General features: G+C 63.0%; 18 protein-coding genes. 12 read left to right on the top strand and 6 right to left on the bottom strand.

All coding sequences use genetic code 11. The features are described from left to right. Nucleotides 1–90 precede the first annotated feature (90 nt). Nucleotides 91–1,182 (top strand): 3-deoxy-7-phosphoheptulonate synthase, encoded by a 1,092-nt coding sequence (locus tag NKI67_RS10845; RefSeq protein WP_023677516.1) that lies wholly within the window; start codon nt 91–93, stop codon nt 1,180–1,182. A gap of 213 nt (nt 1,183–1,395) precedes the next feature. Here the strand turns inward: NKI67_RS10845 and NKI67_RS10840 are convergent, their stop codons facing one another. Beyond that, nucleotides 1,396–2,505, bottom strand: coding sequence for a Gfo/Idh/MocA family protein (locus tag NKI67_RS10840; RefSeq protein ID WP_023677515.1), 1,110 nt, complete (start codon nt 2,503–2,505; stop codon nt 1,396–1,398). A 153-nt stretch (nt 2,506–2,658) separates the two neighbouring features. On the opposite strand from NKI67_RS10840, the gene NKI67_RS10835 reads away from it, so the two are divergent. Further along, on the top strand, nt 2,659–3,504 hold the full coding sequence (locus NKI67_RS10835) for a MurR/RpiR family transcriptional regulator (RefSeq protein WP_023677514.1): 846 nt from the start codon (nt 2,659–2,661) through the stop codon (nt 3,502–3,504). Here the strand turns inward: NKI67_RS10835 and NKI67_RS10830 are convergent. Then, nucleotides 3,501–4,391: an AraC family transcriptional regulator gene (locus NKI67_RS10830; RefSeq protein ID WP_352645291.1), complete on the bottom strand. Its 891-nt coding sequence runs from the start codon at nt 4,389–4,391 to the stop codon at nt 3,501–3,503. The genes NKI67_RS10835 and NKI67_RS10830 overlap by 4 nt on opposite strands. Nucleotides 4,392–4,529: 138 nt before the next feature. On the opposite strand from NKI67_RS10830, the gene NKI67_RS10825 reads away from it, so the two are divergent. From NKI67_RS10825 to phnN, 9 genes are all read left to right on the top strand, one after another. Further along, nucleotides 4,530–5,258: an SDR family oxidoreductase gene (locus tag NKI67_RS10825; RefSeq protein ID WP_023677512.1), complete on the top strand. Its 729-nt coding sequence runs from the start codon at nt 4,530–4,532 to the stop codon at nt 5,256–5,258. Nucleotides 5,259–5,458: 200 nt separating this feature from the next. Next, nucleotides 5,459–7,393 (top strand): bifunctional 5-dehydro-2-deoxygluconokinase/5-dehydro-2-deoxyphosphogluconate aldolase, encoded by a 1,935-nt coding sequence (locus tag NKI67_RS10820; protein WP_023677511.1) that lies wholly within the window; start codon nt 5,459–5,461, stop codon nt 7,391–7,393. Between the two features lie 34 nt (nt 7,394–7,427). After that, nucleotides 7,428–9,272, top strand: a complete 1,845-nt coding sequence (iolD, locus tag NKI67_RS10815) for a 3D-(3,5/4)-trihydroxycyclohexane-1,2-dione acylhydrolase (decyclizing) (RefSeq protein ID WP_352568504.1) — start codon at nt 7,428–7,430, stop codon at nt 9,270–9,272. Between the two features lie 44 nt (nt 9,273–9,316). Then, entirely contained in the window at nt 9,317–10,234 is a 918-nt protein-coding gene (iolE, locus tag NKI67_RS10810; protein WP_023677509.1) for a myo-inosose-2 dehydratase, read from the top strand. Between the two features lie 27 nt (nt 10,235–10,261). After that, nucleotides 10,262–10,480, top strand: a complete 219-nt coding sequence (locus NKI67_RS10805; RefSeq protein ID WP_023677508.1) for a hypothetical protein — start codon at nt 10,262–10,264, stop codon at nt 10,478–10,480. A 2-nt stretch (nt 10,481–10,482) separates the two neighbouring features. Continuing rightward, a complete protein-coding gene (gene iolB / locus NKI67_RS10800; protein WP_023677507.1) occupies nt 10,483–11,295 on the top strand; it encodes a 5-deoxy-glucuronate isomerase in 813 nt (270 codons plus the stop codon). A 154-nt stretch (nt 11,296–11,449) separates the two neighbouring features. Further along, nucleotides 11,450–12,157, top strand: coding sequence for a DUF1045 domain-containing protein (locus tag NKI67_RS10795; protein ID WP_023677506.1), 708 nt, complete (start codon nt 11,450–11,452; stop codon nt 12,155–12,157). Nucleotides 12,158–12,253: 96 nt separating this feature from the next. Beyond that, nucleotides 12,254–13,393 (top strand): alpha-D-ribose 1-methylphosphonate 5-triphosphate diphosphatase, encoded by a 1,140-nt coding sequence (locus NKI67_RS10790; protein WP_023677505.1) that lies wholly within the window; start codon nt 12,254–12,256, stop codon nt 13,391–13,393. Beyond that, the gene (phnN, locus tag NKI67_RS10785) at nt 13,390–14,019 is read left to right on the top strand and encodes a phosphonate metabolism protein/1,5-bisphosphokinase (PRPP-forming) PhnN (protein WP_023677504.1); all 630 of its coding nucleotides are present in this window, start codon (nt 13,390–13,392) and stop codon (nt 14,017–14,019) included. The genes NKI67_RS10790 and phnN overlap by 4 nt, the downstream gene beginning before the upstream one ends. A gap of 91 nt (nt 14,020–14,110) precedes the next feature. Here phnN and NKI67_RS10780 read toward each other — a convergent pair whose 3' ends face one another. The 4 genes from NKI67_RS10780 to NKI67_RS10765 form a co-directional block, all read right to left on the bottom strand. Beyond that, nucleotides 14,111–14,641, bottom strand: a complete 531-nt coding sequence (locus tag NKI67_RS10780) for a DUF2231 domain-containing protein (RefSeq protein WP_023677503.1) — start codon at nt 14,639–14,641, stop codon at nt 14,111–14,113. A 154-nt stretch (nt 14,642–14,795) separates the two neighbouring features. Then, nucleotides 14,796–15,791 (bottom strand): ABC transporter permease, encoded by a 996-nt coding sequence (locus NKI67_RS10775; protein ID WP_023677502.1) that lies wholly within the window; start codon nt 15,789–15,791, stop codon nt 14,796–14,798. 23 nt (nt 15,792–15,814) lie between these two features. Then, the gene (locus NKI67_RS10770) at nt 15,815–17,359 is read right to left on the bottom strand and encodes a sugar ABC transporter ATP-binding protein (RefSeq protein WP_023677501.1); all 1,545 of its coding nucleotides are present in this window, start codon (nt 17,357–17,359) and stop codon (nt 15,815–15,817) included. Between the two features lie 114 nt (nt 17,360–17,473). Continuing rightward, complete coding sequence (locus NKI67_RS10765; RefSeq protein WP_023677500.1) at nt 17,474–18,436, bottom strand: sugar-binding protein; 963 nt, start codon at nt 18,434–18,436, stop codon at nt 17,474–17,476. A 539-nt stretch (nt 18,437–18,975) separates the two neighbouring features. Between NKI67_RS10765 and NKI67_RS10760 the strand changes: the two genes are divergently transcribed. Further along, nucleotides 18,976–19,998 (top strand): LacI family DNA-binding transcriptional regulator, encoded by a 1,023-nt coding sequence (locus NKI67_RS10760; protein ID WP_023677499.1) that lies wholly within the window; start codon nt 18,976–18,978, stop codon nt 19,996–19,998. Nucleotides 19,999–20,044: the final 46 nt, after the last annotated feature.

Below are 20,044 nucleotides of genomic sequence, written 5' to 3'. Positions count from 1 at the left end.
TGAAGATTGCAGCAATAACATCCGAACAGCCGCCAGACCTGGCGGCTTTTTTGTTTCAGCCGGCAGGTCTCCCAATCAGGAGCAGAAGCCGTGTTGACGACCACAGACGATCTTCGGGTCAAGGAAATCAGAGAACTGAGCACACCCGACGAGGTGATGCGGGAAATACCGCGCACGCTGACGGCGACGCGCACCGTTGCCGCATCACGCAATGCCATCCACGCCGTGCTGACCGGCGCCGACGATCGGCTGGTGGTCGTCGTCGGCCCCTGTTCGATCCACGACCCGGCCGCCGCCGTAGACTATGCCAGCCGTTTGGCATCGCTGCGTGAAAGCCTGTCGGACCGGCTGGAGATCGTGATGCGGGTTTATTTCGAGAAACCGCGCACGACGGTCGGCTGGAAGGGCCTGATCAACGATCCCGACCTCGACGGCAGCTTCAACATCGACAAGGGGTTGCGGATGGCCCGCAACGTGCTCTCCGCCGTCAACAATCTCGGCCTTCCGGCGGCCACCGAATTCCTCGACATGGCCACCCCGCAATATATTGCCGACCTCGTCGCCTGGGGCGCGATCGGCGCACGCACGACAGAGAGCCAGATCCATCGCGAGCTGGCGTCAGGCCTGTCCTGCCCGGTCGGCTTCAAGAACGGCACCGACGGCAATCTGCGGATTGCCGCCGAAGCGGTGAAGTCCGCCGCCCAGCCGCATCATTTCATGGCGGTGACAAAGGGCGGGCGCAGCGCCATCGCGACGACCACCGGCAACGAGGACTGCCATGTCATCCTGCGCGGCGGTATTGTGCCGAATTATGACGCGGCAAGCATTGCTGCTGCCTGCGCTGAGCTCGGCCGGATCGGCGTGGCGCCGCGGCTGATGATCGATGTCAGCCACGCCAACAGCAGCAAGAAGCCGGAAAACCAGCCGCTGGTGGCGGCTGACATGGCGGGCCAGATCGCGGCGGGCGACGAGCGCATCGTCGGCATCATGATCGAGAGCAACCTCGTCGCCGGCCGGCAGGACGTCGTGCCCGGCAAGCCGCTCGTCTATGGCCAGAGCATCACCGACGGCTGTATCGACTGGGAAACCACCGAAACGGTGCTGCACGGCCTTGCCGACGCCGTCGAGCAGCGCCGGTCGGCGAGACGTGCCATGATCGCCGATCGCCCGGGAGCCGCGTGAGCACTTCTCCTTCTCCCCTTGTGGGAGAAGGTGGATCGGCGCGCAGCGCCGAGCCGGATGAGGGGTGCTGGAAGAAACTCGGCGCAAAAATATTGAGGGATTTTAAGCGGTTATTTCTTCGCTGTAGCGATCCGTCCAACACCCCTCATCCGACCGAGCTTCGCTCGGCCACCTTCTCCCACAAGGGGAGAAGGGGAGACCAGCGCGGGCTTACTACCGCACCGCAATCCAGCGCTGTTCCGCGAACGAGCGCGCCATCGCGTGCACCGTGCGCTCGATCTCCAGGCCTTCGTCGAAATCGATGATCCGCGCCGGCTTGCCGGCAAGCCGCGTCAACAGCTCCCGGCATTCGATGATCTTGAGATCATTAAAGCCAAGGCCGTGACCGGGCGCCGGCAGGAAGGCGTCATAAGGCTTATGATGCGGCGCCACCAGGATGGTGCGGTAGCCTTGCTCGGTCGGCCGGTCGGCCGTCAGATAGAGTTGGAACTCATTCATCCGCTCCTGGTCGTACAGGATCGAGCCCTTCGAGCCAAAAATCTGGATGGCGATCCGGCCTTTGCGGCCCCAAGCCGAACGGTTGACCAGCAGCGTGCCGGCGATGCCGTTTTCGAGATGCATCAGGATGCTGGCGATGTCGTAGGTCTCGACCGCGCGGCGCCCGCCCGAGGCGACGCGGCGGTCGGCATAGGGTTTGGCCATGTCGCACATGACGCGGGCAACGCGGCCGAACAGTACGGCGATGAGCGACAGCGGGTGCACGGCGAAATCGTCGAGCGCGCCGTAGCCGGACGCCGCCTCGTGCTTCCAGAAGAACAGCGCCTCCGGATCGGCCATGAAGTCCTCGTCCATCTCGATACGCAGATGGTTGACCTCGCCGATGATCTTCTCGTCGAGCAGCGCGCCGATATGGCGGATCGCTGGGTTCTGAATATAGTTATAGCCGAGCGCGGCCACCTTGCCGGACTTTTGGGCCGCCGCAGCCATTGCTTGCGCCTCGGCGAAGCTCGGCGCCATCGGTTTTTCACACCACAGATGCTTGCCGGCTTCGAGGATGGCGATGGCCATTTCCGGGTGGAACTGGTTCGGCGTGGTCAGCGAGATGACATCGACTTCCGGGTCGTCGACGACAGCGCGCCAATCGCCGGAGGCCTTGGCGAAGCCGAATTCGCTGGCACGGCGTTTGGCAAGATCCTCGTTGACCTCGCCCAGATGGACCAGCCTTGGCTTGGCCACTTCGGGAAAGACGGTGCCGACCGCGTTCCAGGCAATGGCGTGGCACTTGCCCATGAAACCCGTGCCGATAAGACCTACCCCGACCATCCGCTTGCCTCCCTGTGTGCAAAATTTGTGTGGATGAATTAGTCCATTTTGTCTGCAGATGGAACGCTTGTCTCATTTTTTATGGTGTTCTTGCACAGGCCCGCTATGATGGGGCACAGAGGGAACCAGACGATGAGCCTGGGCGGAGCGACGATGGACGAACGGGTGCCGCGCGATTTCGAGACGCTGCGGGCGACGATCCTGGAGCGGCGCCACAGCCTGCCGAAACGTATCGCCCAGATCGCCGCCTATGCGCTCGACAACCCAGACGATATCGCCTTCGGCACCGCTGCCAGCATCGCCGCTTCCGCCGGTGTCCAGCCTTCGACCCTGATCCGCTTTGCCCAGCAGCTTGGTTTTGATGGTTTCACCAGCCTGCAGTTGGTGTTTCGCGAGCGCCTGCGCGAGCGCAACTCATCCTATGATGAAAGGCTGGCGGCATTGCGCGCCAAGGCCGAGGAAGGCGCCGGCCACCGCGCGATTTTCGACGGTTTTGTTGCCGCAGCCAGTACCTCGCTCAACGACATTTCGCGCACGCTGAATGAAGACCATTTCGAAGATGCGATCACCGTGTTGGCCAAGGCCGAAACCATTTACGTGCTGGCCAAGCGGCGCTCCTACCCGGTCGCCTCCTATATCGCCTATGCATTGGGCAAGCTCAAGATCCGCAACCAGCTGATCGAATCGGCCGCCGGCCTCAATGCAGAGATGATCGGCTTTGCCTCTCCAAGGGACGCCGTGATCGCCATCAGCTTTTCGCCCTATGCCCCGGCCACCATCGAGGAGGCGCGCGTCATTTCGGAGCAAGGCGTGCCGATCGTGGCGATTACCGACAGCTCCTTTTCGCCACTCGCCCAATTCGCCAGGGTCTGGTTCGAGGTCGCCGAGGCCGATTTCGCCGGCTTCCGCTCGCTGTCGGCGACGATGGCTTTGGCTATGGCGCTGACCGTCGCGGTCGGCGAGAAGCGGCGCGATACTGGCAAGAAGCGCAAGCCTTAGATCACCTCTATTGCGGTTTCGCCTTCTGCCGAAAGCCGCGCTGCGTCGCGGGCAGGCGGCGACCCGAACTGGCGGGCATACTCCCGGCTGAACTGGGAAGCACTCTCATAGCCGACGGCGAAGGCGACACGTGCGACGTTGCCCGGCTGGGCAATCAGCAGATGGCGGGCTTCCAGCAAGCGGATTTGCTTTTGATACTGGATTGGGCTCATGGCCGTCGCCGCCTTGAAGTGACGATAAAACGCAGCACTGCTCATACGGGCAATCTCGGCCAGATCGCCGACCCGGACCGGCTGATGGGGATGCGAACGGATCCAGGCGATCGCCCGGCCAATCCGGGACAGATGGCCATCGGCGCGCGCAAGTTCACGAAGCTTTCCGCCTTGGGAGCCTTGCAGGAGCCGAAACAGCATCTCTCGCTCGATCATGGTCGCGAGCACGGAAATCTCCGCTGGCCGGTCAAGCAGCCGCATCATTCGACGCAACGCGTCGAGCAGATCGTCATCAGCGGGAGAGGTGGAGAAACTGTCGCCACTGAGGGCCGGCGCGTGCTCGACGAGGAGCGCGGCGACGGCCTGCAGGTCAAGGGTCAAGCCAATGGCCAGGTAAGGACGCGCTGCGCTCGCTTCGATTATCTGGCTGATGGTGGGCGTCTCGACAGTATAGATGAAATAGCTGGCCGGATTGTAACGAAGAGCTCGGTCGCCGATCAGAACCGTCTTCGCGCCCTGCAGTACGAATAAGATCCCCGACCCCCACACCCCTGACAATGGCGGCGTGGCGACTTCGCTGCGGCCGATCGAAACGCGGGGAACCGCCGTTCTTGTTCGTCGCCCGCGCGCATGGCGGCCGGCGATCTCGATCAACTCCTGCAGCGCCTTGCTCATTGCGCCAGCATCGCGCATTCGCACCGGCGGCGCAACAGCGTGAGAGGATTAGGCAAGAGCCGGAGAATTTCCGGCGCGCAACGCCCGCTGCCTCGCACCATTTGTGGGTCTTCCACAAGAAAAATGGAGACACCGATTATGAGAACATCGAAAAGCGCGCTGGTGACCGGCGCCAACAAGGGTATAGGCCATGAAATCGCCCGGCGACTGGCGACCATGGGCTTCAAGGTCTGGCTCGGCGCCAGGAGCGCCGAACGCGGCATGGCGGCGGCGCAGGCATTGCGCGCCGAAGGCCTCGACGTGGAGTGGCTTGAGCTGGACGTCACGCGGGATGACAGGGTGAAGGCGGCAGCCGAGGCATTCAGGCAGGCCAGCCCCTGCCTCGACGTGCTGGTGAACAACGCCGGCGTCGCCATCAATTACGACCTGCCGCCGAGCCAGCAGCGGATCGCCGACATCCAGGCCACCTACGACGTCAATGTCTTCGGCCCGATCCGCGTGACCCAGGCATTCCTGCCGCTGCTGCTAGCAGCACCTGCTGCCCGGATCGTGATGGTGAGCAGCTCCACCGGGTCCATCGGCCGGGCGCTCGATCCCGCCACTGCGAACCACGCCGTTAACATGATGGGCTACGGCAGCTCCAAGACAGCCTTGAATGCCATCACGGTGGCGTTCGCCAGGGAGCTCGCGCCCCAAGGCATCAAGGTCAACGCCGCGGCGCCCGGCTACACTGCCACCGATCTCAACGGGTATAAAGGTCACCGCACGGTGCAGCAGGCGGCCGAGATCGTCATTCACCTGGCGACCTTGGACGCCGATGGCCCGACCGCCGGGTTCTTCAACGATGATGGCCCGCTTCCTTGGTAAATCAGCTGGTTTCAGCGGTAGATACTTGACGTTCGTCTGACTTCAAAGTTTCTGAACGCGCGAGCCTTGCACAGCACTTTTCAGCTTTGGGAATGCTCGTTCCATATTGACTATGGATTGGAATTATTATTTCATATTGCTGGCGCCACGCTGCCGCTCGCGCGTGTTACCCAAGACAACAAAGCCGATGGGAGGTTCGAATGGGCGAAGCCGTGGAAGCGAAATATTCGCCGCTCGACATTATCACGATCGGCCGCGCTTCCGTCGATCTCTACGGCCAGCAGATCGGCTCGCGCCTCGAGGACATTACTTCCTTTGCCAAGTCGGTCGGCGGCTGTCCGGCCAATATCGCGGTCGGTACTGCCAGGCTCGGCCTGCGCTCGGCGCTGCTCACCCGCGTCGGCAATGAGCAGATGGGCCGCTTCATCCGCGAGCAGCTGACCCGCGAGGGCGTTTCGGTCCAAGGCCTCAAGACCGATCCGGAGCGGCTGACCGCCCTGGTGCTGCTGTCGGTCGAGGATGAAGGCGTCTCGCCGATGATCTTCTATCGCAGCGATTGCGCCGACATGGCGCTTTCGAAAGACGATATCGATGAGGCGTTTATCGCTTCGGCACGCGCGGTCGTCGTCACCGGCACGCATTTTTCACGGCCCAACAGCGACGCCGCCCAGCGCAAGGCGATCCGTGTCATGAAAGCCAAGGGCGGCAAGGTGGTGTTCGACATCGACTACCGCCCCAACCTCTGGGGTCTCGCCGGCCACGCCGAAGGCTTCGAGCGCTATGTGAAATCCGACCGCGTCTCGGCGCAGTTGAAGACGGTGCTGCCCGATTGCGATCTCATCGTCGGCACCGAAGAGGAAATCATGATCGCCTCGGGCGCAGACGATTGCCTGAGCGCGCTGAAAACCATCCGCTCGCTGTCGGCGGCAACCATCGTGCTGAAACGCGGCGCCATGGGCTGCATCGTCTATGACGGGCCGATCAGCGACGACCTCGAGGACGGTATCGTCGGCAAGGGATTTCCAATCGAGGTCTACAATGTGCTCGGCGCCGGCGACGCCTTCATGTCGGGCTTCCTGCGCGGCTGGCTCGGCGAGGAAAGCCTGGCGACGGCGGCGACCTGGGCCAATGCCTGCGGCGCCTTTGCCGTGTCGCGGCTGCTCTGCGCACCGGAATACCCGACTTTCGAGGAATTGCAGTTCTTCCTGAAAAACGGCAGCAAGCATCTGGCGCTGCGCAAGGACGAGGCGATCAATCACATCCATTGGGCGACCACGCGCCGGCGCGACATCCCCTCGCTGATGGCGTTCGCCTGCGACCACCGCGTCCAGCTGGAGGATGTCGCGGCAAAAGCCGGCGCCGATCCGTCGCGAATCCCAGCTTTCAAGGTGCTGACGGTCAAGGCTGCGGCCAAGGTTGCGGCTGGCCGCGCCGGCTACGGCATGCTGCTCGACGAAAAATACGGACGCGAGGCGATGTTCGAATTCGCCCACCATTCCTTCGCCTGGCTCGGCCGGCCGGTCGAGTTGCCGGGTTCGCGGCCGCTTCGCTTCGAGTTCTCGCAAGACATAGGTTCGCAACTGACCGAATGGCCGGTCGACCACTGCATCAAGTGCCTGTGCTTCTATCATCCCGACGATCCCGCGGCGCTGAAGAGCGAACAGCAGCAGAAACTGCGCGCTTTGTTCGAGGCCGCGCGGAAAGTGGGCAGAGAACTTCTGGTCGAGATCATCGCCGGCAAGCACGGCAGGCTCGACGACATGACCATCCCGCGCGCGCTCGAGGAACTCTACGCACTCGGCATCAAGCCCGATTGGTGGAAGCTCGAACCGCAGGCATCGGCCGGCGCATGGGCAAAGATCGAGGCGGTGATCCTGAAGAACGATCCGTGGTGCCGCGGGATTGTGCTGCTTGGCCTCGAAGCGCCGCAGGACGAATTGGAAGCGGCCTTTGCTGCCACCGCCAAGGCGTCTATCGTCAAGGGCTTTGCCGTCGGCCGCACCATCTTCATCAACGCGGCCGAACAATGGCTTGCCAGCAAGATGTCAGACGATGAAGCGGTTGCCGACATGGCATCTCGCTTCGAGAGACTGACCGAGGCATGGCTTGCGGCGCGCGGCCGCAAAGCGGCATAAGAAGGCGCGGCATAAGGACTGCGGAGGAACCGACATGACCAAGACAATCCGCCTGACGATGGCGCAGGCGCTGACCCGCTTTCTTGCTCGACAGATGACCGAGATGGACGGGAGGAAAGTGCCGATCTTCGGCGGCGTCTGGGCGATCTTCGGCCACGGCAATGTCGCCGGCGTCGGCGAGGCGCTCTACCAGGTTCGCGACGAACTGCCGACCTTCCGTGCCCATAACGAGCAGGCAATGGCGCATGCGGCGATCGCCTACGCCAAGGCCAATTTCCGCCGTCGCTTCATGGCCGCGACCAGTTCGATCGGCCCCGGCGCGCTCAACATGGTGACCGCTGCGGCACTTGCGCATGTAAACAGGTTGCCTGTCCTGTTTCTGCCCGGCGACGTCTTCGCCAATCGCATTCCCGATCCCGTCCTGCAGCAGGCCGAGGATTTTTCCGACGGCACGGCGACGGTCAATGACTGCCTCCGCCCGGTGTCGCGCTATTTCGACCGCATCACGCGGCCGGAGCAGATCATGCCGGCGCTCAACCGCGCCATGCAGGTGCTGACCGATCCCGCCGAATGCGGCCCGGTGACGCTGGCGCTGTGCCAGGACGTGCAGGCCGAGGCCTATGACTACCCCGAGAGTTTCTTTGCCGAGCGACTCTGGACGCCGCGACGGCAGCGCCCGGACCGCAACGAACTGGCGGCCGCAGTCGCGGTACTCAAAGCGGCGAAAAAGCCGCTGGTGATCGCGGGCGGCGGCGTACTCTATTCGCAGGCATCCGAGGAGTTGGCAAAACTGGTGCAAGGCGCCGGCGTTCCAGTTTGTGAGACGCAAGGCGGCAAATCCTCGCTCCCGGACGATCATCCGTTGAACATGGGCGCGGTCGGCGTTACCGGCACTTCGGCGGCCAACAGGCTGGCCGAAGAGGCCGACGTCGTGCTTGCCGTCGGCACCAGACTGCAGGATTTCACCACCGGCTCCTGGGCATTGTTCAAGCATGCCGGCAGGACCATCATCGGGCTCAACGTGCAGCCTTTTGACGCCGGAAAGCACCAGGCGCTGCCGCTGGTCGCCGATGCGGCGGAAGGGCTCGCCGAACTCGCTGCGGCGCTGAAAGGCTGGAAAGCCCCTTCAGGCTGGACCGACAATGCGATCACGGGCAAGAAGAACTGGCAAGCGGATGCCGACAAGGTGACGGCGTCGACCAATGCCGCCTATCCGTCCGACGCGCAAGTGATCGGCGCAGTACAGCGCGCCATGGGCTCCGGCGTGGTACTGCTTCATGCCGCCGGCGGCTTGCCCGGCGAATTGCACAAGCTATGGCAGGCGGGCGCGCCCGGCTCCTATCACGCAGAATACGGCTTCTCGACAATGGGCTACGAAATCGCCGGCGGGCTTGGCGTCAAGATGGCCAAGCCGGACGAAGAGGTCGTGGTGATGATCGGCGACGGCTCTTACCTGATGCTCAATTCCGAGATCGCGACCTCGGTGATGCTCGGCCTCAAGCTGACCATCGTGCTGCTCGACAACCGCGGCTATGGCTGCATCAACCGGTTGCAGATGGCGACCGGCGGCGCCAACTTCAACAATCTGCTGAAGGACGCCCGTCACGAAACCTTGCCCGAGATCGACTTCGCCGCGCATGCTGCGAGCATGGGTGCGATTGCCGAAAAAGTGCCATCGATCGCCGGGCTGGAAACGGCGCTGGCGCAAGCGAAGAAGAACACGCGAACGACCGTGCTGGTCATCGACACCGACCCGCTGGTTTCGACCGAGGCCGGTGGAAGCTGGTGGGATGTCGCAGTGCCGGAAGTCTCGGCACGGCCGCAAGTGAATGCGGCGCGCAAGAAATACGAGGAAGCGCTGAGCGGGCGGGTTCTTTAGCCATCCGCGAACGCGCCTCGAATGTCTGAAACTGGAGTGACGACTTGAAAGCCAAACTGGGCATGTCCCCCATTGCATGGTGGAACGACGATCTTGCCGAACTCAGCGATGATGTGTCGCTGGAGGAGTGCCTGCGCCAGTCGCGCTCGGCTGGCTTCACCGGCATGGAAATGGGCCGCCGCTTTCCCAACGATCCGGAGATCATGCTGCCGATCCTGAGAGAGGCCGACGTGACGCTTTGCGGCGGTTGGTTCTCCGGGACGCTGGTCAATGAGGATATATCGGGGAATAAGGATCGCATCCAGCCGATGATCGACCTGTTCAAGGCGGTGAATGCGCCCTGCATCGTCTATGGTGAAGTCGGCCGCTCCATCCAGGGCGACCGCTCCAAGCCGCTCGCCACCAAGCCGAGGCTTTCGGACGATGAGATGAAAGCCTACGCCCGGCGGCTCACGCAGTTCGGCGAATGGTGTGCAGAGCAAGGCATGCCGCTCTCCTACCATCATCATATGGCGGCAGTAGTTGAGACCGAGCCGGAGCTCGACGCTTTCATGCGCTATTCGGGCGAAGGCATTCCGCTGCTGCTCGACGCCGGTCACCTGGCCTTTGCCGGCGGCGATGTGCTGCGCGCGATAAACAACCACCACCGGCGCATCAACCACGTGCATGTGAAGGACGTACGCATGGAGGTGATCCAAAAGCTGGATCGCAACAAGCAATCGTTCCTCGACGCGGTGGCACTTGGCGCCTTCACCGTGCCGGGAGATGGCTCGCTGGATTTTGGCGCCATCGTCCAGAGGCTCGCCGACCATGGCTATGAAGGCTGGTTCGTGGTCGAGGCCGAGCAGGATCCGAAGAAGAACCCGCCGCTCAAGATGGCGCAGGTCGGCTACAAGGAATTGATGCGGGCTATGACGGCGGCCGGCTATACGGTGGAGACACAGGGCTTTCCCAATGCTTGAGAGTTCGCAAGGAAAGGTGTTGATCCGATGAAAGACTCCGAGCACCCGTTTTTCCGGCCGCTGTGGCGGCGCGTCGCCGTTGTCGCGGTCTGCCTGGTCTGGTCGGTGATCGAATTCGCCACCGGCACGCCGTTCTGGGGCGTGATCGCGCTCGGCTTCGCCGGCTATGCCGTCTGGCAGTTTTTCTACCTCTACAAGCCGGCTGACGAGGACGAGCCATCGGCAGACGCCAAACCGAAGGAATGACCATGTCGAAACTGCTCGTCAAAGCCAATAAGGGCCACGGCCGCATCGCCCATGTGACGCCGCAAAGCGCCGGCTGGACCTATGTCGGCTTCGATCTGCATCGGCTCAGGCCCGGCGAGAGCGCTTCCGGGCAAACCGCGGATCGTGAGGTCTGCCTGGTGTTCGTCACCGGCAAGGGCAAGGCCAAGGCCGGCGGCAAGGATCTCGGCTTGCTCGGCGAACGCATGTCGCCGTTCGAGGGCAAGCCGTGGTCGGTCTATGTGCCGCAGGGGTCGGAGTGGTCGGTGAGCGCCGATACCGATCTCGAACTTGCCGTCTGTTCGGCGCCAGGACTGGGCGGCGGTCTGCCGGTCCGTGTCATCGGGCCCGACGATCTCGGCCAGGAGGTTCGCGGCAAAGGCACCAACACGCGCTATGTCACCAACATCCTGCCGGAGGGCAAGCCGGCCGATTCCTTGCTGGTGGTGGAGGTCATCACACCCGGCGGCCACACATCGAGCTATCCGCCGCACAAGCACGACCAGGACAATCTGCCGGCTGAATCCTATCTCGAGGAGACCTATTACCACCGTCTCAACCCGCCACAGGGCTTTGCTTTCCAGCGCGTCTACACCGATGCCGACGAGAACGGTGCTCGTTCGCTCGACGAGGCGATGGCGATCGAGGATGGCGACGTCGTGCTGGTCCCCAAGGGTTATCACCCCTGCGCAGCCTGCCACGGCTATGATCTCTATTATCTCAACGTCATGGCCGGACCGAAGCGGACGTGGAAATTCCACAACGCGCCCGAGCACGAATGGCTGATGAAGGCCTAACAGGTTTTTCGCTTCGCCTTCATCCGCTGGTCCAAGGCGAAAAAATCGTCGGCTAATGACCCGCCTGGACAACTTTGTTATCAGAAGCAATCACCAGCTTCGTCATTTCGTCATGCAAATCGCCTATGGGCAGCGGGGCTGACGAGGAACTTCGATGCGCTACGCGATCTATTTCACCCCCCGACAAGACGAACCGCTGGCACGGATCGCCGCCAACTGGCTCGGCCGCGACCCATTCGGTGCCGCCACAAAGCCGGTCGAGGCTGCGGGCGAGTTGTCGGCGGCAGAAGTTGCCTTCCATACCGCCTCGGCGCGCCGCTATGGCTTTCATGCGACACTGAAGGCGCCCTTCAGACTGGCCTCCACCGAGACGGAAACCTCGCTTCGTGCAGCACTCGACGATTTTGCCGAGGCGACGCCGGTGGTTACGATCCCGCGCCTCGTCGTCAGCCAGATCGACGGCTTCTTCGCGCTGTTGCCGGAAGCACCGCTGCCGGCGCTCAACCGCTTCGCCGACGACGTGGTGCGCGACTTCGACCGCTTCCGCGCGCCGTTGACGGAAGCCGAGATCGAACGGCGCAGCCCCGATTCGCTGAAGCCCGACGAGTTCCGCAATCTCTGCCAGTGGGGCTATCCCTATGTCTTCGAGACGTTTCGCTTCCATATGACGCTGTCCGGCCGGGTGTCGTCACAGGAAAGCCCTCGTCTTCGCCTAGCAATCGACAGCCTGTTTGCGGACGTGCTGCAACGGCCGGTGGCGGTGGACGCGCTGACGCTGTTTGTGGAAACTGAACCGGGCGCACCGTTCATGGTGCTGTCCCATCACGCGCTCGGGCGCCGCCCGGCCAGAAGAACTGCCTGACCAGAAGAACTGCCTAAATGACTATTTGTTCTAACCGCATTTGTACGACGCCAATTGGTTCCAGTTGGCTGCAAAATCCTGCAAGGACTGCTTGAAATGACCGCCGAGACTGTTCTTGACAACGCCCGGATCGTGCTCGCCGACCAGATCGTCGAAGGGTCGATCGTGCTGCGCGACGGCATGATCGCCGCCATCGATGCCGGACCCGGCCGCAGCGGCGAGGACATGGGCGGCGACTTCATCATCCCTGGCCTGGTCGAGCTCCACACCGATCATCTCGAAGGCCATTACGCGCCGCGGCCGAAAGTGCGCTGGAACCCGATCGCAGCTGTGCTCGCGCATGACGCGCAGGTGGCGACCGCCGGCATCACCACCGTGCTCGACGCTTTGCGTGTCGGCATGGACGAGGATGCCGACCTGACGGCCGCCGACATACGCAAGCTGGCCGACGCGATCGAGGACAGCGTGCAGCAGGACCGGCTCAGGGCCGACCATTTCCTCCATCTGCGTTGCGAGGTTTCGGCGCCGGACTGCCTCACGGCCTTCGCCAATTTCGACGGCGACGAGCGGGTCAGGCTGGCGTCGCTGATGGACCATGCGCCCGGACAGCGGCAATTCGTCGATCTCGAAACCTATGCCTATTATTACCAGCGCAAGCTGAAGCTGACCGATCGCGATTTCCAGAAATTCTGCGAAAAGCGGATGGCGGAATCGGCGAAGAACTCGAGCCCGAATCGCAGCTTCATCGCCGCTGCCTGCCAAGAGCGCGGCATCGTGCTCGCCAGCCATGACGACGCGACCGTCGGCCATGTCGACGAAGCGATCGAGCAAGGCGTCCGTGTCGCCGAGTTCCCAACCACCGAGGAGGCGGCTCGGGCTTCGAAAAAGGCAGGGCTCGGCGTTTTGATGGGCGCGCCGAATGTCATGCGCGGCGCTTCGCATTCGGGCAATGTCTCGGCCCGCACGCTGGCCGGCGATGGCCTGCTCGATATCCTGTCGTCGGACTACATTCCCTTCAGTCTGATCCAGTCAGCCTTCTTCCTCGGCGACGTGGTCGAGGGCATTTCCTTGCCACAGGCGGTGGCGATGGTCTCGAAGAACCCGGCCGAGGCGGTCGGCCTCACCGATCGCGGTGTCATCGAGCCCGGCCGGCGCGCCGATCTGGTTCGCGTGCGCGTCGACGACCATGTCCCGGTCGTCCGCACGGTCTGGCGGCAGGGACGCCGAGTCGCATGATGGTGTCGGCATCGGTCGAGCGTGAATTGTCCGCTACGGGATTTCCGATCCGCGACGGTGTCTTCGTCGCCGTCGTCGGGCCGAGCGGTGCCGGCAAGGACACGGTGATCGGCTATGCGCGCGCCGTGTTTGCCGACGAGAGCCGGCTGGAGTTCGTGCGCCGGGTGATCACCCGGCCGAGCGATGCGGCCACCGAGGATCACGACACGCTCGCCGACGTTGCCTTCGTCGAGGCCGAAGCGGATGGCGCCTTCGCGATTTCCTGGGAGGCGCATGGCCTGCGCTATGGCATCCCGGCCGAAGTCGATTGGTCGGTCTCAAACGGCCGTGTCGCGATCGCCAACGTCTCGCGCGCGATCATCCCGGCGCTGCGGGAACGCTACGCCAATCTGGCTGTCGTCGAAATCACGGCTACACCGGATATCCTGGCCGAGCGGCTGGCATTGCGCGGTCGCGAATCGCGCGGCGAAGTGCTGGCACGGCTGGCGCGCAGCGCCAATGTGGCGCTGTCCGGACCGGGTGTCACCTCGATCGACAATAGCGGCCCTCGTGAAGCGGCCGGCGAGCGCTTCGCCGAGATGCTGCGCAAGGCCATGGCCTTCTCCGACATGTCGGGCCTTATCTAAAATAGCGCCCACCCGATGCATTCGGTATGGGCGCTACTTGTCTAACCGATATCTTTTTGGAAACCGGTATCCACTTTTCTGGATTATGGCCTCATGCGGCGTGCCGGTCCCGACCAGCATGACGAGTATCCGTGGCAGTGGTTGTCGAAGGCTTCGCTGGCGCATCCGCTGGTGTATCCAGAACTGCAACGTGATGCCGATAGACCATCTCCCAGCCCTTCCAGCCGGTGAACAGCAGTATGCAGACCACTATGAACGACAAGAGCGCGCCCCATGGTCGGACCGCCGCTTCGGCGCCTTGAGCATAGCGAAGGTAGAAATTGATCAGTGCCACAACGACTGCGGTCAAGTTGCCCAGCATGTGGTACCAGGCGTCGGACAAGGCGCGAATGCGCGGCTCGTTGAGGAAGTCGATAAAACCGGCTGTCGCAGCGATAAGGGCCATTACTATGGCTGCCCCGATCAGCCACATCGATGCTCGTGCCCAGAAGGCATCGGCAGTCCCCCAGAAAACCAGGTCGGTGACAAACGCACCGACAAGAAACGCGACAGGAAAAGGTATCAGCATCGGGTGGAGGGGGTGAGTTCCTACTTTGGCGGTACTAACTGGATTCGTGGGCATGGAACGCCTCCGCGTAGCAAAGCTTAAATAAACGCTCAGATACGGGTTTTCGTTCCAAATAGAGACCGACCTGAACTGCTGTCGCGAAGCTCCGGTTGACTCTTTCACGCCACCTGCCATGGCAGTCGGCGTATTTCATCCAGCTATTTTTGCGTCACTCAGCGGCAGCACCCGCCACGCCCTTGCGTGTGGCTTCCAGCATCCGCCGCCGCGCCCTGAACACGCCCCATTGCTGGTCAACCAGCACGCCGATGAGGATCACCCCGCCCATGACGGCGAAGTTGAGCGAGGACGGGATGCCGAGCAGGTTGACGAGGTTCTGCAGCTCCTGCAGCAGCACCGTGCCGAGCAGGACGCCGATCAGCGAGCCTTCGCCGCCACGCAGCGAGAAGCCGCCGAGCACCGCGGCCGCGATGGCATAGAGCTCGTAGAACTGGCCGTGGCTCGCCGGCGAGATCGAGCGTGTGTACATGGCGAAATAGATAGCTGACAGCGCCGTCAGCACGCCGCAGATGACATAGGCGGCCATGACGATGCGGCCGGTGCGGATGCCGGAATATTTTGCCGCTTCCTCGTTCTTGCCGATGGCATAGAGATAGCGCCCGAACACCGACCGGTGCAGCACCACCCACATGACGACGGCGATGACGATCAGCGCGATGAAGCTGTTCGGCACGCCCCAGGACCGCCCCGCCGTCAGGAACTCGAGTTCCGGGAAGTTCTGTCCGAAGGCAAAGCCGGCGGTGCCGTCGGCGGTGTAGAAGCGCGCCACGCCGCGATAGATCAACAGGCCGCACAAAGTCACCACGAAAGGCTGCAATTTGAGCCGGGTGATCAGCCAGCCATGCGCCAGCCCGATGATGCCGCCGAGCACCAGGATCAGCGGCAGGGCGACCGGCCAGGCCATGCCGCGCGTGGCGATGAAGTCGATAAACAGCACGCCGAGCAGCGCAACCACCGAGCCGACCGACAATTCGATGCCACCGGTGATGATGACGAAGGCTTGGCCAATCGACAGGATGCCGAACAACCCGATCAGGTTCGAGGTGTTGGCGAGATTGATCGGCAGCAGGAAGCGCGGGTTGATGATCGCCACCACCGCACCGACCACCAGGATCAGGATCAGCAGGCCGAGATCTTTCTTGCTCATCGTCTTCTCCCAGTGCCTGCGAACTACTTCGGCTGCTTGCCGACCGCCAGCAGCAGCACGTTTTCCTGGCTGAACCGGTCCTTATCGAGAATGCCCGAGATCTGGCCTTCATGCATGACGGCAATGCGGTCGGAAACGCCGATCACCTCCTCCATGTCGCTGGAGATCATCAGCACGGCGACGCCGGCATCGGCCAGCGCCCGCATCAGTCCGTAGATCTCGGCCTTGGCGCCGATGTCGATACCGCGGGTCGGTTCGTCGAGAATCATCACCTTCGGCTTCATCGCCAGCCATTTGGCCAGCACGACCTTTTGCTGGTTGCCGCCCGACAGCGTACCGGTACGCGTCTGCACGGAGGGCGCCCTGATGCCGAGATCGGTCTTCTGCTTCTCGGCGGTGGCGGCCTCGGCGCTGGCCGAGACCAGCGAGCGCCGCGAATGTGCCGGCAGATTGGGCAGCGAGATGTTCTGGGCGATCGAAAGGTCGAGCAGGATGCCGGTCAGCTTGCGATCCTCGGGGACGAGGAAAATACCGTTGGCCACTGCGTCCGCGGCCGAACCAAGAACCAGATCTTTTCCGTCAAGCTGGAACGAGCCGCCAAAGCTCTTGTCGATGCCAAACAGGACGCGCGCCAGCTCCGTCCGACCGGAGCCGACGAGACCGGCGAGGCCGAGGATCTCGCCATGCCTGACATCGAGGTCGACGGGCCGGTCGGGATAGGCAGCGGTGCGAATGGCCTTGACCGACAGCGCGACAGAGCCCGGCGGGCGCGCCGATTCTGCGGCCTTCTCCCTCTCCTTCAGCATGCGGCCGATCATCAGCTTGACCATCTGGTCGTGATTGATGGCGCTCTTCGGCAAGGTTCCGGCGAGCATGCCGTCCCTGAGCACGACGACGCGGTCGGCGACGCGCTCGACCTCGTGCAGGCGGTGCGAGATGAAAATGACGCTGATGCCGTCTGCCTTCAGCGCCTTGATGACACCGAGCAGCTTGTCGGTTTCTGCGATCGGCAGGCTCGATGTCGGTTCGTCGAGGATGACCAGCCGCGCCTCGATCGACAGCGCCTTGGCGATCTCGACCATTTGCTGCTGGGCCAGCGACAGCGCCGACACCGGCGTATCGGCCGAGAAATTGGCGCCCACGCGTTTGAGCAGCGGCGCCGCCAGCGCTCGCAGCCTGGCGCGGTCGACCAGCCTGAACGGGCCGGCGCGCAGCGGTTCGCGGCCGAAGAAAATATTGGCGGCGACGTCGAGGTTCTCGAACAGGTTGAGTTCCTGGTGGACGAAGGCGATGCCCGAACCGATGCTGGCTTCGACGGTCAGACTGTCATGGGCGACGCCATCGACGGTGATGGTGCCGGTGTCCGGCCGGGTCACGCCGCCGAGGATCTTCATCAGCGTCGATTTGCCGGCGCCGTTTTCGCCGACCAGGCCGATGACCTCGCCGGGCCTGACCTCGATCGAGAACCCGTCCAGCGCGACAACGCCGGGATAAGTCTTGCGCACGCCGTCGAGGCTCAGGAACGGAGCGGCCGTGGATGCAACGATGGATGGGTCGGAATAATTCATCACGCCTGACAGCAGCCGGTGAGCCGTTTTGGCCTCAGACTGACGGGCCTTGCGAGGCGCGTCAATAGAATCGCCGGCTCAGGGCGAACCCTTGAGCCGGCGCAACTTATTCGCTCAATTTCCCGACATCGCCTTGAGGTTGGCGGCGTAGGCGTCGACATCGTCCTTGCCGATGATCTTGGTCGGCACGATGATCAGGCCATCGGCGGGAACGCCCGACTTGTCGCCCTCGAGATAGGCAGCCATCAGCTTCATGCCCTGATAGGCCCATTCGAAGGGTTGCTGCACGACGGTGGCGGCGACGGTACCTTCCTTGACGCCGCCCAGCGTGATCGGATCGTCGTCGAAGCCGACGACGGTGATCTGGCCGAGCTTGCCGGCATCGCGCAGCGCTTCATAGATGCGCGGCGTGTTGTAGGAGTAGAAGCCGACCATGCAGGTGACGTCGGGGCTGGCGACCAGCGCGTCCTCGACGTTCTTCTTGGCGCGGGCCTGGTCGATGTCGTCGCCACGCACGTCGACCAATTCGATCTTGGTGCCGGCGAGGCCGTCCTTCATGCCCTGGATGCGTTCCTTGGCATTGTCGGCGCCGAGCAGGCCAACGAAGCCGAGGCACTTGCCGCCGTCGGGCATTGCCTTCTTGGCGATCTCTGCCGCCTGCTTGCCGGCATCGACATTGGAAGAGCCGATATAGGCGACACGCTTGGTCTGCGGTGCGTCGCTGTCAGTGGTGAACAACGCCGTTTCCGAGGCGATCTTGTTCAGCCCGTCGGTCGACGTCTTGGGATCGACGGCCGAGACCATGATCGCCTTCACACCGGCCGTCACCAGATCGTCCATCAGGCGCTGCTGGATGGCGACCGAGGACTGCTCCGGATATTTGAGTTCGAGATTGTAATTGGGCAGTTCGCCTTGAGCCTTCTTGACGCCGGCTTCGGCAGCCTTCCAGAAATCGGAAGCGCCGTTGACGACGAAGGCCAGTGTCGGCTTGTCGTCGGCCCGCGCAATTGCGCTGACGGACAGGCCGAGCAGCAGGGCCGCAGCGGCGACGGACGCATTTCGTATCGCAGATTTCATATTCAACCTCCCATTTGACTCAGTAATTTCGCTGATGATGAACGTGCCGGCGCGGCTTGGACGCCCTCCTCCTCAGGGTTTCGGCAGCGAAGAACGACGCCATTCCAGCCGCGATCGTCGACTTTAGAGACTCATTCGTCGTTCGTAAATAGTCCGATTTGTCTGACATTTCCTCGAAACGGCAGGCGAGCTCCGGCTGACGGGAACCGTCCGACACCAGGCTGGCTCGCGTTCCGAACACGCGCGGTCCGATGTCGTCCGGGCATGATGGATTGACGTTATAGGGATGCCAGATATTAGTAAAGAGTATTAGTTGATCGGGATACTCGCCACAAACGAGAGAGGCCTCCCCAGTCACAACCGTTTTGGATTGGCGACTAAAATCACCTGAGAGGGCGCTTATATCTATTAGTAGCGCTTCGCGTTATAAATGCGAGATTTGAGGGACGAATGACATGAACGAACCACTGCGCGATCCCATCCTTGAGGGTACCAGGCGGCGCAAGCCGTCCGGGAAAAACCCCAAGGGCCGCGTCACCATGACCGACATCGCCAGGGCCGCCGGCTGTTCGCAGGCGACGGTCTCGTTCGTCCTCAACAACACGCCAGGCATCAGGCTGTCGCAGCAAACCCGAGAGCGAGTGATTGAGACCGCACGAACGCTGGGCTATTCGCCGCCCGTGTTTTCTGCCTTGCGGGCCCCAGTTGCCGCATTCGACGGGCTGGATGGCGTGATCGGCTTTGCCGTCGACCAGTTGGCGACCAGCCCGGAGGCGGTCGTCGCCATTGAAGGGGCGCGGCAAGCCTCGTGGAACGCCGGCAATGTGCTGCTGGTGGCGCAAACCATGGGCGACGAGGTGATGGAGCCCCGGGCCATCGCGGCACTGACCAAGCGGGGCATTTCGGCGCTGATCTACATGACCATTTTCACCCGCGAGATCGTCGCGCCGGACTATCTCTACGGCCTCGACATTCCGGTCATCCTGCTCAACTGCTACACCGCCGACTATGCCTTCCCCGCCGTGGTGCCGAGCGAGATCGCCGGCGGCCAGAGCTCCACCCGCCACTTGATCGGCCATGGCCACCGGCGCATCGCCACCGTCACCGGCGAGCCCTGGATGCAAGCGGCGCAGGACCGGCTGAAGGGCTACCGCCGGGCGCTGGCGACGGCCGACATTCCGTTCGACCCGGCGCTGGTCGTCGAAGGCGATTGGTCGGCGAGCGCCGGCTATGCCGCGACCGTCAAGCTCTTGGCGCTGAAGGACCGGCCGACCGCGATCTTCTGCCAGAACGACCGCACCGCGATCGGCTGCTACGAGGCGCTAAAGGAGGCCGGCCTGCACATCCCCCGGGATATTTCGGTGATCGGTTATGACGACGAGGAGATCGCGCGGCATCTGTTCCCGCCGCTGACGACGTCGATCCTGCCGCATATGGCGATGGGACAATGGGCGATCGAGCAGCTCGAAGTCCCCGCTGCTCCCGGTCGTGGCCGCTATCCCATCACCAAGCTCGAATGCCCGCTGGTGGAGCGGGAGTCGGTTGGCGCTCTGGCGGGCTGAGGCGAGAGCGCCGGCGATCGACAATGGCACAGGCTTGACATCGGGC

The sequence above is a fragment of the Mesorhizobium sp. M0408 genome, assembly GCF_040321495.1.
GTDB lineage: Bacteria > Pseudomonadota > Alphaproteobacteria > Rhizobiales > Rhizobiaceae > Mesorhizobium.
Note: the sequence above shows the minus strand (reverse complement) of the source record. Positions and strands in the feature narration are given on the sequence as shown.